The sequence below is a fragment of the Bacteroides hominis genome, assembly GCF_033042785.2.
Lineage (GTDB): Bacteria > Bacteroidota > Bacteroidia > Bacteroidales > Bacteroidaceae > Bacteroides > Bacteroides hominis.
In genome coordinates this window covers 1-17,238 of sequence record NZ_CP178829.1, presented here as the reverse complement: position 1 = coordinate 17,238, position 17,238 = coordinate 1, and the positions used below count along the sequence as shown (strand labels likewise).

Annotated in this window: 12 protein-coding genes; 5 read left to right on the top strand and 7 right to left on the bottom strand. The window is 45.0% G+C overall.

The genetic code is table 11. The features are described 5' to 3' along the window. Positions 1-90 precede the first annotated feature (90 nt). Positions 91-1,764, bottom strand: coding sequence for a long-chain fatty acid--CoA ligase (locus R3O62_RS00060; protein ID WP_317472523.1), 1,674 nt, complete (start codon positions 1,762-1,764; stop codon positions 91-93). 139 nt (positions 1,765-1,903) lie between these two features. Between R3O62_RS00060 and mtaB the strand changes: the two genes are divergently transcribed. Genes mtaB through R3O62_RS00040 form a run of 4 tightly spaced genes read left to right on the top strand, consistent with a single transcriptional unit; the run spans position 1,904 to position 5,669 of the window. Next, complete coding sequence (gene mtaB / locus R3O62_RS00055) at positions 1,904-3,223, top strand: tRNA (N(6)-L-threonylcarbamoyladenosine(37)-C(2))-methylthiotransferase MtaB (RefSeq protein WP_005808470.1); 1,320 nt, start codon at positions 1,904-1,906, stop codon at positions 3,221-3,223. Between the two features lie 2 nt (positions 3,224-3,225). Beyond that, entirely contained in the window at positions 3,226-4,122 is an 897-nt protein-coding gene (locus tag R3O62_RS00050; protein WP_032537576.1) for a lysophospholipid acyltransferase family protein, read from the top strand. Continuing rightward, entirely contained in the window at positions 4,115-5,146 is a 1,032-nt protein-coding gene (locus R3O62_RS00045; protein ID WP_195316797.1) for a glycosyltransferase family 2 protein, read from the top strand. Before R3O62_RS00050 ends, R3O62_RS00045 begins: the two co-directional genes overlap by 8 nt. A gap of 4 nt (positions 5,147-5,150) precedes the next feature. Beyond that, on the top strand, positions 5,151-5,669 hold the full coding sequence (locus R3O62_RS00040; RefSeq protein ID WP_005781440.1) for a methylglyoxal synthase: 519 nt from the start codon (positions 5,151-5,153) through the stop codon (positions 5,667-5,669). Between the two features lie 563 nt (positions 5,670-6,232). On the opposite strand, the gene R3O62_RS00035 is transcribed toward R3O62_RS00040, so the two are convergent. From R3O62_RS00035 to R3O62_RS00015, 5 genes are all read right to left on the bottom strand, one after another. Next, positions 6,233-7,654 (bottom strand): TlpA disulfide reductase family protein, encoded by a 1,422-nt coding sequence (locus tag R3O62_RS00035; protein WP_317472522.1) that lies wholly within the window; start codon positions 7,652-7,654, stop codon positions 6,233-6,235. Positions 7,655-7,677: 23 nt separating this feature from the next. Then, positions 7,678-8,046, bottom strand: a complete 369-nt coding sequence (folB, locus tag R3O62_RS00030; protein ID WP_005781435.1) for a dihydroneopterin aldolase — start codon at positions 8,044-8,046, stop codon at positions 7,678-7,680. Positions 8,047-8,097: 51 nt separating this feature from the next. Then, the gene (locus R3O62_RS00025; protein ID WP_005781433.1) at positions 8,098-9,129 is read right to left on the bottom strand and encodes an acyltransferase family protein; all 1,032 of its coding nucleotides are present in this window, start codon (positions 9,127-9,129) and stop codon (positions 8,098-8,100) included. A gap of 128 nt (positions 9,130-9,257) precedes the next feature. Further along, complete coding sequence (locus tag R3O62_RS00020) at positions 9,258-11,960, bottom strand: 4-alpha-glucanotransferase (RefSeq protein ID WP_317472521.1); 2,703 nt, start codon at positions 11,958-11,960, stop codon at positions 9,258-9,260. 197 nt (positions 11,961-12,157) lie between these two features. Beyond that, on the bottom strand, positions 12,158-14,701 hold the full coding sequence (locus R3O62_RS00015) for an adenosylcobalamin-dependent ribonucleoside-diphosphate reductase (protein WP_032539721.1): 2,544 nt from the start codon (positions 14,699-14,701) through the stop codon (positions 12,158-12,160). Between the two features lie 248 nt (positions 14,702-14,949). On the opposite strand from R3O62_RS00015, the gene R3O62_RS00010 reads away from it, so the two are divergent. Then, complete coding sequence (locus tag R3O62_RS00010) at positions 14,950-15,738, top strand: NADPH-dependent oxidoreductase (protein WP_217737813.1); 789 nt, start codon at positions 14,950-14,952, stop codon at positions 15,736-15,738. A gap of 72 nt (positions 15,739-15,810) precedes the next feature. Here the strand turns inward: R3O62_RS00010 and dnaA are convergent, their stop codons facing one another. Further along, on the bottom strand, positions 15,811-17,238 hold the full coding sequence (gene dnaA / locus R3O62_RS00005; RefSeq protein ID WP_005781424.1) for a chromosomal replication initiator protein DnaA: 1,428 nt from the start codon (positions 17,236-17,238) through the stop codon (positions 15,811-15,813).

Genomic DNA, 17,238 nt, shown 5'->3' with positions numbered 1-17,238 from the left:
TGCATATGTTGTACTCCTAAACCCAACTTTTTTTTATTTTTTTTTTAGAAGAATGTTTCATTATGTTTTTTTGTATGTTTTAAAACATATCTAATCTTCTGCTATACTGTTATATAGATAGCGTTTGATACTTCTTTTCGGAGTCTTCTCAAACTCAGTGGGGTAGAGTTGAATCTGGCTTACTCTTTCGTAGGCTGCCACGCTATTATTCAAATTCTTCAGGTTTTCGTCCATAATCGTTTTCAGGTTATCTTCGTGGTTGAGTCCTAAAGAATCCAGCGCTTCATAATCGGCATATACCAAGGCAACCAGTTTCTTGTTTCGTTCTATGATAAGACTTTCGAGAATGAAAGGCAGATTATTAAGTTTAGCCTCAATTTCTTCGGGGAAGATGTTCTGTCCGCTCGAACTGAGTATCATCGTCTTCAGGCGGCCACGGATGAAAATATTACCTTCATCGTCCATAGTGCCTAAGTCCCCGGTGCGCAACCAACCGTCTTTAGTGAAAACTTCGCGGGTGGCTTCCGGATTTTTATAATATCCCGTCATTACGTTTTCTCCACGCACTTGTATTTCTCCGGTACCGGCTTCCGGATTCTCCTTATAAATACGGGCTTCCATGATATCGAGTATTTTACCTGATGAGGAAGGGACGAATTTATCCCAGGGAGCATAACTGATGAGCGGCCCACATTCCGTCATGCCGTAGCCAATGGTGAAAGGGAACTTGATTTTATGGAAAAACTCTTCTACTTCCGGGTTCATAGCGGCTCCGCCGATAATAATTTCCTTGAAACGTCCTCCAAGGGCATCGATCAGCTTCTTGCGAATCTGTCCGTATATCTGGCTGTCGAGAAGGGGGATGCTCAACGCCCATTTCATGCCTTTCTTGCTGATGATGGGTTGGATTACATTTTTATAGATCTTCTCGATGACAAGCGGTACTGTGATAATCAGGTTGGGTTTGACCTCTTCGAAAGCTTTCATTATGATTTTGGGGGAGGGAACTTTGCCAAGCAGGGTTACGTGCGTGCCAACTGCCGTAGCTGTCAGAAAGTCGAAAGCACATCCGTAAGCATGGGCAAGTGGGAGGAAAGAGAGCACTTTATCACCTTTTTTTAGCAATTCCGTTCGGATACCGAAAGTCACATTACCGGCCAGGTTGTTGCCGGTCAGCATTACCCCTTTACTGAATCCGGTAGTGCCAGAGGTATAATTCAGTAACATAACCTTGTCGTTGGACAAGGTGGTGTAAAGGACATCTTCTTTTTGGAATCCTTTCGGGTAAGTTTCTTCCATGCACTGATTGATGTGTTTCAGGAATTTCTGAACCGTTTCGCCGTCGCGTTGGTGCAGGCAACGGAAGTCTGTCAGTGAAAAGACGGCACGGATGCCGGTCAGTCGTTCTTCTTCCAAAGTTTCCCAGATGGTGTCGCTGGTGAAAAGGAAGACAGATTCAGAATGATTTACGATATGGTGTACATCATTCGGATTGAAGTCTTGCAAGATAGGTACTACGATGGCCCCGTAGGTAATGGTCGCCATGTAGGCGATGCACCAACGGGCATTATTTTTTCCGATGACTGAGATTTTATCTCCCCGGCGCAAACTACAGTGCTTGAAAAGCAAATGAAGTTTGGCTATTTCTTCGGCTACTTCACCGTAAGTATAACTTTCCGGTTCACCATAATTGGTGTAGCAGGGCAAATCCCAGTTTTCACGGAAACTATTTTCGTAGAGTTTTATAAAGTTTTCTTTTATCATTGCACGTTTTTTGAAGATTTGTGCAAAAGTAGGTATAAACTTTCAGAATAGAAAACCTCTAACTCCTTTTAACTCCTTCTGCATCTTTACTCCTAATAATAATGTGTAACTTTGTACCGAATATGCGTTTTTACAGATTATGATAGATACCACTGTATTTCAAGATAAGACAGCCGTTTACTATACTTTAGGCTGCAAGCTGAATTTCTCAGAGACTTCGACGATTGGTAAAATCCTGCGTGAGGCAGGTGTGCGTACGGCCCGGAAAGGTGAAAAGGCTGACCTTTGCATTGTCAATACCTGTTCGGTGACCGAGATGGCGGACAAGAAGTGCCGTCAGGCTATTCACCGCCTGGTGAAACAACATCCCGGTGCGTTTGTGGTGGTGACAGGTTGCTATGCCCAGCTGAAACCCGGTGATGTGGCAAAGATAGAGGGAGTGGACGTTGTGCTTGGTGCGGAACAAAAGAAAGACCTGCTTCAATACTTGGGCGACTTGCATAAACACGAAGGAGGAGAGGCTTATACAACCGCAACGAAAGATATCCGTTCCTTTGCCCCGTCTTGTTCAAGAGGTGACCGTACCCGCTTTTTCCTGAAAGTACAGGATGGGTGCGATTACTTTTGTTCTTACTGTACCATTCCTTTTGCCCGTGGACGGAGTCGCAACGGGACTGTCGCATCTTTGGTGGAGCAGGCACGGCAGGCTGCTGCCGAAGGTGGGAAAGAGATTGTGCTGACCGGAGTCAATATCGGAGATTTCGGAAAATCTACCGGCGAGACTTTCTTCGATTTGGTGAAAGCACTCGATCAGGTAGAAGGCATTGAGCGTTATCGCATTTCTTCTATTGAGCCCAATCTGCTGACGGATGAGATTATAGAATATGTGTCCACCTCCCGTAGCTTCATGCCTCATTTCCATATCCCTTTGCAGTCTGGTTGCGATGAAGTGCTCCAGTTGATGCGCCGTCGGTATGGAACGGAACTTTTTGCTTCGAAGATTGCAAAGATAAAAGAGGTGATGCCTGATGCGTTTATCGGCGTGGACGTAATTGTGGGTACACGTGGCGAAACCGACGAGTATTTTGAGAAAGCCTATGAATTTATTTCCGGACTGGATATCACGCAATTGCATGTGTTCAGTTATTCGGAACGTCCCGGTACCCAGGCACTGAAGATAGACCATGTGGTGACTCCTGAGGCGAAGCATCAGCGAAGCCAGCGTTTGCTTGCGTTGTCGGATGGGAAAACGAAGGACTTCTATGCCCGTCATATCGGCCAGACTATGCCTGTCCTGATGGAGAAACCTAAGGCAGGAGCGCCTATGCACGGCTTTACGGCAAACTACATTCGTGTAGAGGTGGAAAGTGACCCGGCATTGGATAATCAAGTAGTAAATGTTCTCTTGGGAGATTTTAACGAAGATGGCACTGCACTGAAAGGAACTATAACACAATAAACATGAAATCGAAACTTCTTTATTTGTTAACCTATGTGGGGATGTGGCTTTTGGCTATTCTTCCGTTTCCGGTGTTGTATGCTCTGTCCGATTTTATTTACTTCTGGTTGTACCACGTGATCGGTTACCGGAGAAAGGTGGTGGGTACCAATCTGAAGAACTCTTTTCCGGAGAAGTCGGCAGCAGAATTGAAGGCCATTGAACGTAAGTTCTATCATTACCTTTGCGACTATATGCTCGAAGATGTGAAAATGTTGCGCATGTCCGAGAAAGAGCTTTGCAAACGTATGACTTACGAAAACAAGGAAGCTTATCTCCGGATGATTGACGAACGGGGCGGGATTGTCCTGCTGATCCCCCACTATGCTAATTTTGAATGGATTACGGGGATGGGAATGATTATGCGTCCCGGCGATGTACCTGTACAGGTATACAAACCTTTGAAAGATGTTTATCTGGATGGTCTTTTCAAGTACATCCGCAGCCGCTTCGGAGGGTACAACGTGCCGAAGCACTCCACCGCCCGCGAAGTGATCAGGCTGAGACGTGATGGCAAGAAGATGGCTATCGGACTGATTACCGACCAATCGCCCAATACGAACGAGGCGCACCATTGGACTACTTTTTTGAATCAGGACACGGTGTTCATGGATGGTGCCGAGCGCATTGCCAAGATGATGGACTTTCCGGTTTTCTATTGTGAGTTGCGCAAGGAGCGGAGAGGGTATTGCCGAGTAGAGTTCGATCTGGTCACTGATCGTCCGAAAGAAACCGCCGATGGTGAGATTACCGAAATCTTTGCTCGCAGATTGGAGCAGACCATCCGGAAGGAACCTGCTTACTGGCTTTGGTCACATAAGCGCTGGAAGCTGAAACGCCCCGAAAAGAAAGATGAATAAGATATCTGTCGTTATATTGAACTGGAACGGTTGCGAAATGCTCCGTTCGTTTCTTCCCTCCGTACTCCGGCATTCCGAGGCGGAAGGTGTGGAAGTTTGTGTGGCTGATAATGGTTCTACAGATCAGTCGGTAGAGATGCTGCGGCACGAGTTCCCTTCGGTTCGCCAGATTCTGCTGGATGAAAATCATGGTTTTGCCGACGGTTATAACTTTGCCCTCCAACAGGTGGAAGCCGAATATGTAGTTCTGCTGAATTCTGATGTAGAAGTAACAGAGCACTGGCTGCAACCGATGGCTGATTATTTGGATACCCATCCGGAGGTTGCTGCCTGCCAGCCTAAAATACTCAGTTGGCGACAAAAGGACCTGTTTGAATATGCCGGCGCTTCCGGCGGATTCATCGACCGTTGTGGTTATCCGTTTTGCCGGGGACGGGTGATGGGAGTGGTCGAGGCGGATAAAGGACAATATGATACAGTATTCCCCGTGTTCTGGGCTACCGGTGCCGCCCTGTTCATTCGTCTGGCAGATTATCGTGAGGCAGGCGGGCTTGACGGGCGTTTCTTTGCCCATATGGAAGAGATAGACCTTTGCTGGAGGCTTCGTGCCCGTGGACGGGGGATCGTTTGCATTCCTCAAAGTACGGTGTATCATGTAGGAGGGGCCACATTGAAAAAAGAGAATCCGCATAAAACCTTCCTCAACTTTCGTAATAATCTTGTCATGCTCTATAAGAATCTTCCGGATGAAGAGCTGCCCGGAGTGATGCGGGTACGTTGCTGGCTCGATTACATTGCGGCAGCTACGTTTGTTCTTAAAGGACAGCTGCCCAACGCAAAGGCCGTTCTCCATGCCCGTCGTGAATTTAAACAATTGCGCGATAGCTTCCGGGATGCAAGAATGGAGAATCTCAGAAAAACTTCCTCACACTTTATTCCCGAACGGATAAAAAGTAGTATCTTAGTGCAGTTCTATGTGAAAGGGCGGAAGTTCTTTTCGCAATTACCAGATTTTAAAGGATAACGTTATGGAAAAACTAATTCGAAGAATCGGGCTGGTAGCACACGATGCTATGAAAAAAGACCTGATTGAATGGGTTCTTTGGAACTCGGAGTTATTGATGGGACATAAGTTTTATTGTACAGGTACCACTGGTACGCTGATACTGGAAGCATTGAAAGAGAAACATCCCGATGTGGAATGGGATTTTACCATTCTGAAGTCAGGTCCTTTGGGGGGTGACCAGCAGATGGGATCGCGTATTGTGGACGGAGAGATCGATTATCTTTTCTTCTTCACTGACCCGATGACCCTGCAACCGCACGACACGGATGTAAAGGCACTGACCCGTCTGGCAAGTGTAGAGAACATTGTTTTCTGCTGCAACCGTTCCACTGCCGATCATATTATTTCGAGTCCGCTCTTTGTTGATCCGGATTACGAACGGACACATCCGGACTACTCCGGCTATACGAAACGTTTCGAAAACAAACCGGTAGTTACCGAAGCGGTAGAATCGGTAAAGAAAAGAAAGAGAAAGAAATAAGAGCCTATTCGGCTGCAAGTATATTTCACTACAGAGTACACAGAGGGCACGGAGCTTTAATTATATAGAATTACTATATAATAACTCCGCGCCCTCTGTGTGTTCGGTGGTACATATACTTTGTGGCGTATCGGTTTTGCCTGTCGTTTATCTTTCTGTTTTTGTCAAGAGCAGATTTATGTATTGTTAACTTCCAAGCCTTCATCTTTCCCGCCGTTGATTATCAATAGGAGAAAAAAGATTATCTTCTGATGAAAAAACATTTTCATGCCGGGAAATGTGTCCCGACATACCGGGAAAAGTATCGGAAGCAACCGTCTGAATGAGTAAAACTCAGGCTCTAAATGGGGGGAACACCGGCTCTGCAGGCTTCAAACCAACGCTCTTCCGGAATTTTTTGATGCAGGTACAAAAAAATAGGGAGAAACATTTATTCCTCCCTATTACCGTATTTTAATTCGAATATACTTTATGATTACATAGGCAAAGATACTCTGTTTTCTTGCAGAAGTCAAGCTTTTGCCTGTTTTTATTTTTCCAATGATCCGGCCGGGAATATGTTTTCACTCATTATAATAGGTGCCCAACTGTTCTATTACCTTTTCCGGTTCGTCCGGGGCGGCTGCGTGTCGGATAGCTATTTTTCCTGTTTTATCAATAACTACAAAGCAGGGGATACTTAGTATTCGCCGTTCGTTTCCAAGTTCGGCATACAACGATTTTCCTAACTTTTCGTTTACCAATAAGTGATAGCCTTTCAATTGGTGATATCCGATGGTTTTTTCCCATTTCTCCTTGTCCTGAGGGCGGTCTATCGAGATGTATAGGTACACAATGTCCATGTTATGTGTTTTTTCTTTGAGGGCGGGCAGGTATTGGAACTTTTTGATGCATGGGCCGCACCAGGTAGCCCATACGTCGATATAGACCACTTTGCCTTTGAAAGGTTTTACCGCATCTTCCAGATTTTCAACTGTGGAGTCGCAAGGCAGAATGTGATAGTCCTTGTCGTCGATGCGGCTGTTTTGGAAGCGGAGGTTTTTATTAACGCCCGGTTCAAGAACAGATAGAAAGGGGCTGTTGGGGAATTCGGCCTTATATCTTTCGTATAGTTGGGGGATTGAGGGAGTGTTTCTTGTTTGAAATTCGTCTTCGTAGATAAGTAGCGCTTGTGCATATTGCAGATTGTCGCCTTTGAAGAATTTCCGGTAACGGTCGAAGCGAAAGGAGCAATAGTCCTTTATCTCTTCGGGTTTGCCGTTTTCCAGTTTTATGAATTGTGCGCCGATCAAGTCGTTTATAAAGAGTCCGATTCCGCGGTAGGAACGCAGATAATCACTGTCTACGGGTTGATTGATGATTTCTGCAAGTTCTTTGCGCCAATTTTCGGTAAAGTTTTCATTTTTCACCAGATACATTGCGACGTGCAGAAAGATAGACCGATGGGTGTAATCGATGTGTGCACGCTGCTCTGCGAGAAACTCTTTATCAAGTCCGGAGGCATTTACAGAGTCGAGTGCCTGTTTCATCCTGGCATCTGCCAACTGATGATATTGTTCCAATGAAGTCACCCCTTCGAGTTCGTGAGGCTGCATGTATATCAGATTGTCGCTATATTGCTGATAGTCGTCCACCGCTTTCAGACATCGGTTGTAGACCCGGTTGGTGCCACTGAAGTTGATCGTGTCTTTGGCCACAGCGATAGTATCTTTGCTTCCTGGTGTCAGGTAGAGCGTGAAAGAATTATTCCCTTTGGCCCATACATGAATCGTAGTGGGACGGCTCACGCTGAATTCATGAACGAACTGCCCCTGAGGGTCAGCTTGTGCCTTAGTGCCCAAGGTAATGAAGAACAGGTGATCTTTTCCTGTAGGCCAGTAAGCGATTTCGTTGTCCGGGGTGGTCTTGACTACAATTGTCGCAGTTTGTTGTGCGCTGATTTCTCCCGTTAGCAACAACAGGAGGATTAATAAAAGGTTTTTCATCGTATTAGTATATTAATGTTGATTCAGTCTCTCGTGCAATGCATCTCTACTCCGGCAGAGTCGATGTCTGCTCCCATGGGCGGATTCCTTTTCGACAGTTTGATTTCTATCTCACTGATTTTCGGGAAGTCCCGGAAGAGCCTTTTCACGATTCGTCCGCAGGCGTGTTCCAGCAGTTTAGAGGGAATATCCATTTCTTCTTTCAGCGCGGCGTGTATGTCTGCATAGCTGACGGTATCTTCTACTTCATCCGTTTCGGTGGCTTTGCCAAAGTCGGTTTTCAACCTCAGGTTGATGATGAACTCGTTGCCAATCGCAGTCTCTTGTGGAGCTACTCCATGATAACTGTAGAAACGGACGTTTTCCAAAAAGATATAATAGTGGGTAGTCATAAATATAAAGATTGATATTGTCTTCTGGCAAAGATAAGATAATAAATGCAATTATGATTCCTGTTGTTGCGATTGCTTGGTTTTGATAAAGTCTTTTTGCGCCACAGCCTGCGGAATCAGTTTCAGAAATATGGGAGTTGCGGCAATGCAGATTGTCAGGGTGAGCAATAGCAAGACAATGGCTTGTCCCCATTCATTATGGATAAACCGGCTGACAACCGGATATTCGAAATGTAAAAGGGGGGCATGTATTCCCAATGTAATGACCGAGTAACGTCCTAAATAAGAGATGACAGGGAGCTTTTTAAACTTTTTGCAGAAAAGCATAATCATAAAGATGCCGGCAAACGCTGAGGCCCAGAACTGGAAAATGTTGCCTGCATAATTGTTGGTACGCATACCGACAAACGTGGCGGTGAAGTACATCACGACCAAGGCTGCCAGGATACATAGCGGAATCAGTTTGTCGAAACGGTGGGGAAAGAGGAAAAAGTTGTAACGGCGAATCCAGAATCCGGCCACATAGAAGGGCAGGGCGGTCATGGCTATGTCTATGTACAAGGGCAGTTCGATCTGGTGTTTACCCATATAGAATCCGGCGATTCCGATCAGGAGGGTGAGGGCAAACATCAAACCTAACTTCCGGTCGCGCAGGCTGTGGACCAGATAGAACAGGATATTGCAATTGAAAAGTGCCAGTAAAAACCAGATAGGAGGGTTGAACTTGATCAGGGCATGATCATGAAACACAACTAAAAGCTCTGTCCAACTGACCGGGAGTTGAAATACACCCGGAGCAATTTTCCATACAATATACTTCAGGAGGAATGCGCTGAGATAGAAAAAGAGGAAGGGGACGATCAATTTGTTTATCTTCCGGATGAAGAATCCGAAAAGCCCCTCGTACGACTTGAAGAAGATACCTGAGATAAAGAAATAAAGGGGCATACGAAAACTGGCGATCATCGAATGGTAATCGAGCTTTTCGAAAGCTCCACCGATGTGTGCCATCACCACCAGGATGATGCAGACTCCTTTCGTTAAGTCTACAAAATCAATTCGTTTGTTTTTGTCGTCTCCCATTCTGACTGTTTGTGCATTGGTGCAGCAAAGATACTGAATATTACTGAAAAGCAAGAGAGAAGAGCGAAAAACACACCGGTTCGCTCTTCTCTCTTTGTTCTTTTTCTTCCTTGGGAAACTGACGGATATTATTTTTCCGGATTTCTGCCGGTTTGCTTAACCAGTTCTCTGATTTTCTCATTCAGGCTTTCGGCTTTCATGAGCTGTTCCAGTGTCAGATGCATCCGGTAACGCCAGTAGTGACGGGGATTGGCAGGGACATTGATCCGTTCTTCCTGCACGTTCGGGTTGCGCCATCTTCCGTCCATCGACAACCAATCTTGTAGTGACAGAATGCAAAGGATGGAGTTACTGTAGAGGTGGTTGCGGACCACTTCTTCACACAGTTCCGGTGTTGCTACGGCAGGGGCGGCACCATAATGCCCCAGCATCTGATTGTAGTAACGTTGAGTCTGTTGATAATCCTCTTCCCACCATCCGCGTAAAGTCGACATGTCATGGGTAGAGAATGTGCAAACCGAGCGATACGGATATTCGTTCAGGCGACCGAACTCTTCAGCCGGGTTCTTGGGCATCCGCTGGATTTCGAGACTCAGAATGCGTAGGTCGTTCATCACCCATGCCACGCAATCCGGTATCATTCCCAAATCTTCACCACATACCAGCATGCGGGTCGACTGAGTCAGTTGTGGCAGTTTCTTCATGGCTTGTTGTTGCCAGAAGTCATTATGGCGATGATAATAATACTGATCGTAAAGCCGGTTGAATGCTGCTTTCTCCCAATCGTTCAGGGCACGGTAGATGAAGTCGTGCTGTACTCCGATACGCGGATGAAAGAGGTTCGTGTCCTTACGGTCGGGCACAAACAGTACGTCGCTTATCAAGGCGTACAATCCGTCTCTGATCCATATGCTGTCTTCATCGTTCTTGCCGGCAAAGAAAGCTTCCACTTTGCGTTGAGTGTCGAACTCTGGACGCATGCGGTACACTTCGTACGTGTCGGTCGGCTCAATAAAGGTTTGTTTGACGTAGTCGGTGTGGGGACCAAACACCTGTCCGAGGAAGTACTCGTGGATATAAGGCGTCAGGAATTCTTCGCGGAAAGGTAATCCGTAGCTTTCTATTTCTTCACGGCTCATGGGCAGTGCGGGAACAAACTGTCCCAGTAATCCATGCACGGCATTCATCGGGATTTCCCAAATGCGGAAAAATCCCAGAATATGGTCGATGCGGTAAGCGTCGAAATACTCGGCCATCTTTTGGAAACGTTTCATCCACCATTTATAGCCATCCTTTTCCATTACGTCCCAATTGTAGGTGGGGAAACCCCAGTTCTGCCCGTTGACAGAAAAATCATCGGGTGGGGCACCGGCCTGTCCGTTGAGATTGAAATAATAGGGCTCTGTCCAGGCTTCCACACTGTTGCGGCTGATGCCGATAGGGATATCTCCCTTTAGTACCACTCCGTGCTCGCGGGCATAAGTGGTTGCTTCCAGCAGTTGTAAGTGGAGGTTGAACTGTATATAGAAATAGATGGCGATATTGGGATAGACTTCCGTACCGGGACGGCAAAGCTCTTCAATCTCTTGTGCATTATATTCCGAATATTTAGGCCATTCGCGGAAGTTTGGTGTCCGGTATACGTCACGCAGATAACTGAAGGCAGCATAGGGTTGCAGCCATTCTTTGTTGGCCTCAAAGAAATCACGGAAGGCTTTCGAAGCCAATATTTTTTCTCCTTCTTGCTTGAATAGCTGATGGAAATATTCCCATTTTCCCCGGTTCACTGCTTCGTAGTCGATGGCAGAAAGTGAATTCAACTCTTTCTGTTTTTGGTTGAAAGCGGTAGCGACTTCTTTATCTTTCAGGGTACCCATCTGTTTAAGGTCGGCATACATCGGGTGGAAAGCATAGATGGAAATACTATTGTAAGGGTAGGAATCTGTCCATGTATGGGTCATGGTGGTGTCATTGATCGGTAGGATCTGTACCACTTTCTGGTTGGTACTGACTGCCCAGTCCACCATTCGTTTCAGGTCTCCGAAGTCTCCTACACCGAAGCTTTTCTCCGATTTGAGTGAAAATACGGGGACAGCCACTCCTGCACCTTTCCAGGCCGGAACGTCAAAGTAGACATATCGGTCGGAAACAACCAGTGTTTCGTTTGCTTTAATCTCGGGGGTAGCCATGTAACGGTTAGGATTGTTTTCCCAAGCTTCAGCTTTCTTCTCTTCCTTATTATATAATACAAATTTGTACTCTAATGGAAATTCCAGTTTAGATGCATCCAATTCGGCTTGCCATTCCGGAAAGTTGATGTCGCTCATAGGCCATGCTTTGTCCGGGTTCCAGTTGCCAAGGACTTTCTGATTGCCACAGATGGCCAAACAGTAGTTGCCGTTGATGCGTGGAGCATAAGCCTTGATCATCAATCCTTTTTTGTAACTTTTGGGGGTTGCACTCCGGTCACGGTGTGCCAGAAGCGATTCGGTGAATGCCGAACTGTAGAAATACTGCTGCTCCGGAAGGTTCTTCCAGCAATCATTGATGCGCAGACTTTTTTTGTCATCCGCAGGCAGGTAGGCACGCCGGGGGAAAGAGTTCCATTCAGTACGGATGTTCTTATTGTCGCGATAAATGTGATAACTGTATTCTATAACTCCTTCTGCCGGTGATTGAAGAGCTATTTCACTGCTCCAATGGATACCGTCTACTGTGGTGAGGGAGATAGCTTTATCCGGATCATTGTTTCCAAGTTCGGGTACAGAACCTAATATTCTGACTTCTTCTCCCCAACTTGTGCGATACTCAATATGAAATGATACTATCATATATATTAGATTTAATTTTTGACTAATGATTTTGCAAGTATAGAAATATTCTACGTATGTCGTATCTTTACTTTCATCGAACTACTTTAAAATAGTATGCAAACGTTTGTGTTGTTTATGTTATTAAACATTGAAAGGAGCCAAGAGGCTCCTTTCAACGCTTTTGCTTATATATTAATCATTTACAGGTTTGTTTTTTATCCGCACCTGGATGCACCGCAAGTGGTACAGATGAGGCAACCTTCCTGATAAACCAATGTCTCATTTCCGCAGTTCGGACATTTTTTGCCTTTAGCTTCCGTTCCGTCCTGCACATATTTCTTCAGCGCACGTTCTACACCATTCTTCCAGGTATTGATGTTTTCGCTGTCCAATTGTAGCGAACCTACCAGTTTGATGACTTGTTCGATCGGCATTCTCCAGCGGAGCACACCTGAGATCAGTTTGGCATAGTTCCAATATTCTTTGTTGAACTTCTCGGACAGACCTTCGATTGTCATTTTGTATCCGCGTTTGTTTTCAAACTGGAAGTCGTAACGTTTGTTTCCGTTCTCATCGACATTCTTGATGATGCGTCCGGTATTTACACTTTTCGGAATAATGATTCCTTCGTCATCGTCTTGCAGACCGGTGAATATTTCGTAAGGTCTGCCGTCGAGCAGGCCGACCAAAGCTACCCATTTCTCTTTATTGTTCTGGAAACGCACAACATCAGCTTCAAGTACCGGCGGACGTACTTCAACTACCGTTGGCGGCTTGCAAGGAGGAAGCTCTTCTTTCTTGTCTTTGTCGGACTTCGCAGAGATAAGCACTCCTGAACGGGAACCGTCACGGTAAACCGTACAGCCTTTACAACCGGACTTCCATGCTTCGACATACAGGCGGTTCACCAGTTCTTCGTCTACATCGTTCGGCAGGTTAATGGTCACACTGATGGAGTGGTCTACCCATTTCTGGATTTTGCCTTGCATACGGACTTTCATCAACCAGTCTACGTCGTTTGAAGTTGCTTTATAATAAGGTGACTTGGCCACCAGTTCGTCCACCTCTTCCTGAGTATATCGTTTGGCGGGATCGTAACTGTTCGCTTCCATCCAGGTCACGAATTTGTGGTGGAACACGATGTATTCTTCAAAAGCGTCTCCGGTTTCGTCTACAAAGTCAACGCGTACGTTGGTGTCATTCGGGTTCACTTTTCTTCTGCGTTTATATACCGGGAGGAATACAGGCTCGATACCTGAGGTTGTCTGAGTCATCAGACTGGTTGTTCCGGTAGGAGCGATGGTCAGACACGCAATGTTACGGCGACCATATTTCTTCATGTCTTCGTACAATGCCGGATCAGCTTCGCGCAAACGGTTGATGAACGGGTTGTTCTTTTCTCTTTCCGTATCGTATACATCGAATGCACCACGCTCTTTGGCCATATCCACCGATGAACGGTAAGCACCCAGTGCTACGGCTTTGTGTACTTTCTCAGAGAAGTCAGTCGCTTCTTCTGTTCCATAACGCATTCCGAGTGCGGCGAGCATATCGCCTTCGGCAGTGATACCGACACCGGTACGTCTTCCCTGACCGCTCTTCTTATAAATCTTTTCCCACAAACCGCGTTCAGTGTGTTTCACTTCTTCGTTTTCCGGATCCAGATCTATCTTCTCCATGATGCGTTCTATCTTTTCCAATTCCAGATCGATGATATCATCCATGATGCGCTGAGCCAGTGCTACATGTTTATGGAAGAGCTCAAAGTCAAAGTAGGCATCTTTAGTGAATGGGTTGACTACATATGAATACAGATTGATGGCCAACAGGCGGCAAGAATCATAAGGGCACAAAGGAATTTCTCCACAAGGGTTTGTCGAAACCGTTTTATATCCCAAATCTGCATAACAGTCGGGCACTGATTCACGGATAATGGTATCCCAGAACAATACGCCCGGTTCAGCCGATTTCCATGCATTATGCACAATCTTCTTCCACAAGTTGGAAGCATCGATCTCTTTCACCGTAGTGGGATGGTCAGAGTCAATGGGGTATTGTTGGGTATACTTTCTGCCTTCTACAGCTGCTGCCATGAATGCATCATCCAGCTTTACTGAAACATTGGCACCTGTAACCTTGCCTTCTGTCATTTTTGCATCAATGAATGCTTCGGAATCCGGATGCTTGATCGATACACTGAGCATCAACGCACCGCGGCGTCCGTCTTGGGCAACTTCACGTGTAGAATTAGAATAACGTTCCATGAATGGGACCAGCCCGGTAGAAGTCAGGGCTGAGTTTTTCACAGGAGAACCTTTGGGACGGATATGGGAGAGGTCATGACCTACACCTCCGCGTCTTTTCATTAGTTGCACCTGCTCTTCATCTATTTTGATGATAGCTCCGTATGAATCGGCAGAACCATCAATACCAATCACAAAGCAATTGGAAAGTGAAGCAACTTGATAATCGTTACCGATACCTGTCATCGGACTGCCTTGCGGCACGATATACTTAAAATGGTCAAAAAGCTCAAACAGCTGTTCGGAGCTTAGTGCGTTTGGGTACTTTGCCTCGATGCGGGCCACTTCGTTAGCAAGTCTCCAATGCATGTCCTTCGGTGATTTCTCGTAAATATTTCCGAAAGAGTCTTTTACTGCGTATTTGTTTACCCAAACTCGCGCAGCAAGTTCATCGCCCTGAAAATATCGTAAAGATTCTTCGTAGGCTTCCTCGTAAGAGTAAATTTGCTTTTCCACGATGCAATGTGTCTTAGATATCATTATTAATAAGTAAATATGTAGAAGCTTACTTATCATTAACAAACGTGCCTGCAAAGCTATGAATGTTTTTTGGTATATCAAAATAAAAACGAGATAATTTATTAACCGGTACTAAGTTATCCGTTTATAAATGATAAGCAATTGATAAACAAATGAATGATGGTTTTGTTCAGTGCCTGAAGTTTTCCAAAAAGAAAATTAATCTAAATTGGAAATGAGATAGAATGATTATTCTTTTTATATCTTTGCAGAAAAAAGATATGATGGATACAGTTAAGAACAGAAGAACTATCCGCAAATATCAGCAAAAAGATATTACGTCGGATTTGTTAAATGATTTGCTTGAAACTTCATTTCGTGCTTCTACGATGGGCGGAATGCAGCTTTATAGTGTGGTTGTCACTCGTGATGCCGAGAAAAAAGAAATACTTTCTCCGGCACATTTTAATCAGCCGATGATAAAATCTGCGCCGGTGGTGTTGACATTTTGCGCAGATTTCCGCCGTTTCTGCAAATATTGTCAGGAAAGGAATGCGGAACCGGGATATGATAATTTAATGTCTTTTTTGAATGCGGCTATGGATACTTTATTGGTTGCACAAACCTTTTGTACGCTTGCCGAAGAGGTCGGATTGGGTATTTGTTATTTGGGTACTACTACTTACAATCCTCAAATGATAATCGATGCTTTACACTTGCCGGAACTGGTATTTCCCATTACTACTGTAACGGTGGGATATCCGGCGGAATCTCCTAAACAAGTAGATCGTCTGCCTATAGAAGGTATCATACATGAAGAGAGTTATCACGATTATACAGCCGAAGATATAAACCGGCTGTATGCTTATAAGGAGTCCTTACCTGAGAATAAGCAGTTTATAGAGGAGAATCATAAGGAGACTTTGGCTCAAGTGTTCACAGATGTTCGTTATACAAAGAAGGATAATGAATTTATGTCTGAAAATCTGTTGAAAGTACTTCGCCAACAAGGCTTTATGAATGATGGGCAATAACTGGCGGTGATTAATAAACAGCGAACGATGAACAGCTTGCATGATTGGTTGCAAATGTTCATCGTTCACTGTTTATCGTTCACTGTTTATATTTCTTTTCTTTAGTAAAGTTTCTATGTTTTCCAGATCGGACCGGAAGCTTTTATCAACTTCGCACTGGCCTTTTACTGTTTTGCATGCATGCAATACGGTGGCATGATCTTTATTGCCTATGAATTTTCCGATTTTGGAAGTAGAGAAGTCTGTATGTGTCTTGGCCAAATACATGGCAACCTGACGTGCCTGTACCACTTCTCTTTTTCTTGATTTGGTGTGGATGGCTGATGATTCCAAGTCGAAATGTTTGCAGACCACATTAATGATATCATCGATGGTCACAGCTTTCGTTTCACTGCGGACTACTTTGCGGACAATGCGTTGTGCCAGATCCAAATCGATTTCTTTATTGTAAATAGTCGAGTGGGCCATGATAGAAATAACAATGCCTTCCAAATCACGCACGCTTTCGTTTACATTCTCGGCAATGTAGTCTATTACTTCAGAAGGGAACTGTAACCCATCCCTATGAATCTTATTTCTTAAAATGTTCTTTCTGAGTTCTACAGTCGGTTTTTCCAGTTCGGCTACCATACCCCATTTGAAGCGGGTTAACAGACGCTCTTCCATGCCTTGCAGTAATACGGGAGCACGGTCGGAAGTCAATATCAACTGTTTGCCGTTTTGGTGTAGGTGATTGAAGATATGGAAGAAAGTATTTTGTGTTTTGGTGACACCGGCAAATTCTTGAATATCATCAATGATCAGTACATCGATTGTCTGGTAGAAGTTGATAAAATCATTCGTTGTATTATTACGCACAGAATCGGTGTACTGTACCTGAAATAAATGTGCTGAAACGTAAAGCACTCTTTTGTCCGGATACAACTCTTTTATGCGAGTTCCGATGGCGTTGGCCAAATGGGTTTTTCCTACTCCCGATGCTCCATGAAGAAACAACGGATTAAAGACCGTCTTGGCTGGATTTTCGGCAACGGCCTCGGCAACACTTCTTGAAAGTTTATTACTATAACCTTCAATAAAGGTTTCGAAATTATAGTTCGGATTTAGATGTGGGTCGAGGTCCTGGACAGCCGGAGCACGCAATAATCCCGGAGCTTTCCTTTCGTCAACCCGGGGGAGTCCGGACTGAGGGATAGCCGTAGAGCGGGTAGTAGACTCCTGGTTCACGGTTGTCCCTGAACTTTTGTCTACCAGCACATTGTACATCAACTTAGTGCCGTCTCCTATAACCTTATATAACGTCTTACGTAGCAAGTCCACAAATTTATCTTCCAGAAATTCATAGAAAAACTGGCTGGGAACTTGTACGATTAACGTTTTGTCCTCATATTTTAAAGGAACAATGGGAACAAACCATGTTTTGTATGTCGACTCAGGAACATTGTCTCTTATAATTTCAAGACAGCGGTTCCATAGGCCGACATGACTCGATTCACTCAT

Coding starts and splice junctions, on each gene's coding strand:
- folB (WP_005781435.1), bottom strand. CDS start 8,046: ATGACTACCCACTATTATATCTTTTTGGAAAACGTCCGTTTCTACAGT.
- R3O62_RS00010 (WP_217737813.1), top strand. CDS start 14,950: ATGATTATTCTTTTTATATCTTTGCAGAAAAAAGATATGATGGATACA.
- mtaB (WP_005808470.1), top strand. CDS start 1,904: ATGATAGATACCACTGTATTTCAAGATAAGACAGCCGTTTACTATACT.
- R3O62_RS00045 (WP_195316797.1), top strand. CDS start 4,115: ATGAATAAGATATCTGTCGTTATATTGAACTGGAACGGTTGCGAAATG.
- R3O62_RS00025 (WP_005781433.1), bottom strand. CDS start 9,129: ATGGGAGACGACAAAAACAAACGAATTGATTTTGTAGACTTAACGAAA.
- R3O62_RS00020 (WP_317472521.1), bottom strand. CDS start 11,960: ATGATAGTATCATTTCATATTGAGTATCGCACAAGTTGGGGAGAAGAA.
- R3O62_RS00060 (WP_317472523.1), bottom strand. CDS start 1,764: ATGATAAAAGAAAACTTTATAAAACTCTACGAAAATAGTTTCCGTGAA.
- dnaA (WP_005781424.1), bottom strand. CDS start 17,238: ATGAGTGAATCGAGTCATGTCGGCCTATGGAACCGCTGTCTTGAAATT.
- R3O62_RS00050 (WP_032537576.1), top strand. CDS start 3,226: ATGAAATCGAAACTTCTTTATTTGTTAACCTATGTGGGGATGTGGCTT.
- R3O62_RS00035 (WP_317472522.1), bottom strand. CDS start 7,654: ATGAAAAACCTTTTATTAATCCTCCTGTTGTTGCTAACGGGAGAAATC.
- R3O62_RS00040 (WP_005781440.1), top strand. CDS start 5,151: ATGGAAAAACTAATTCGAAGAATCGGGCTGGTAGCACACGATGCTATG.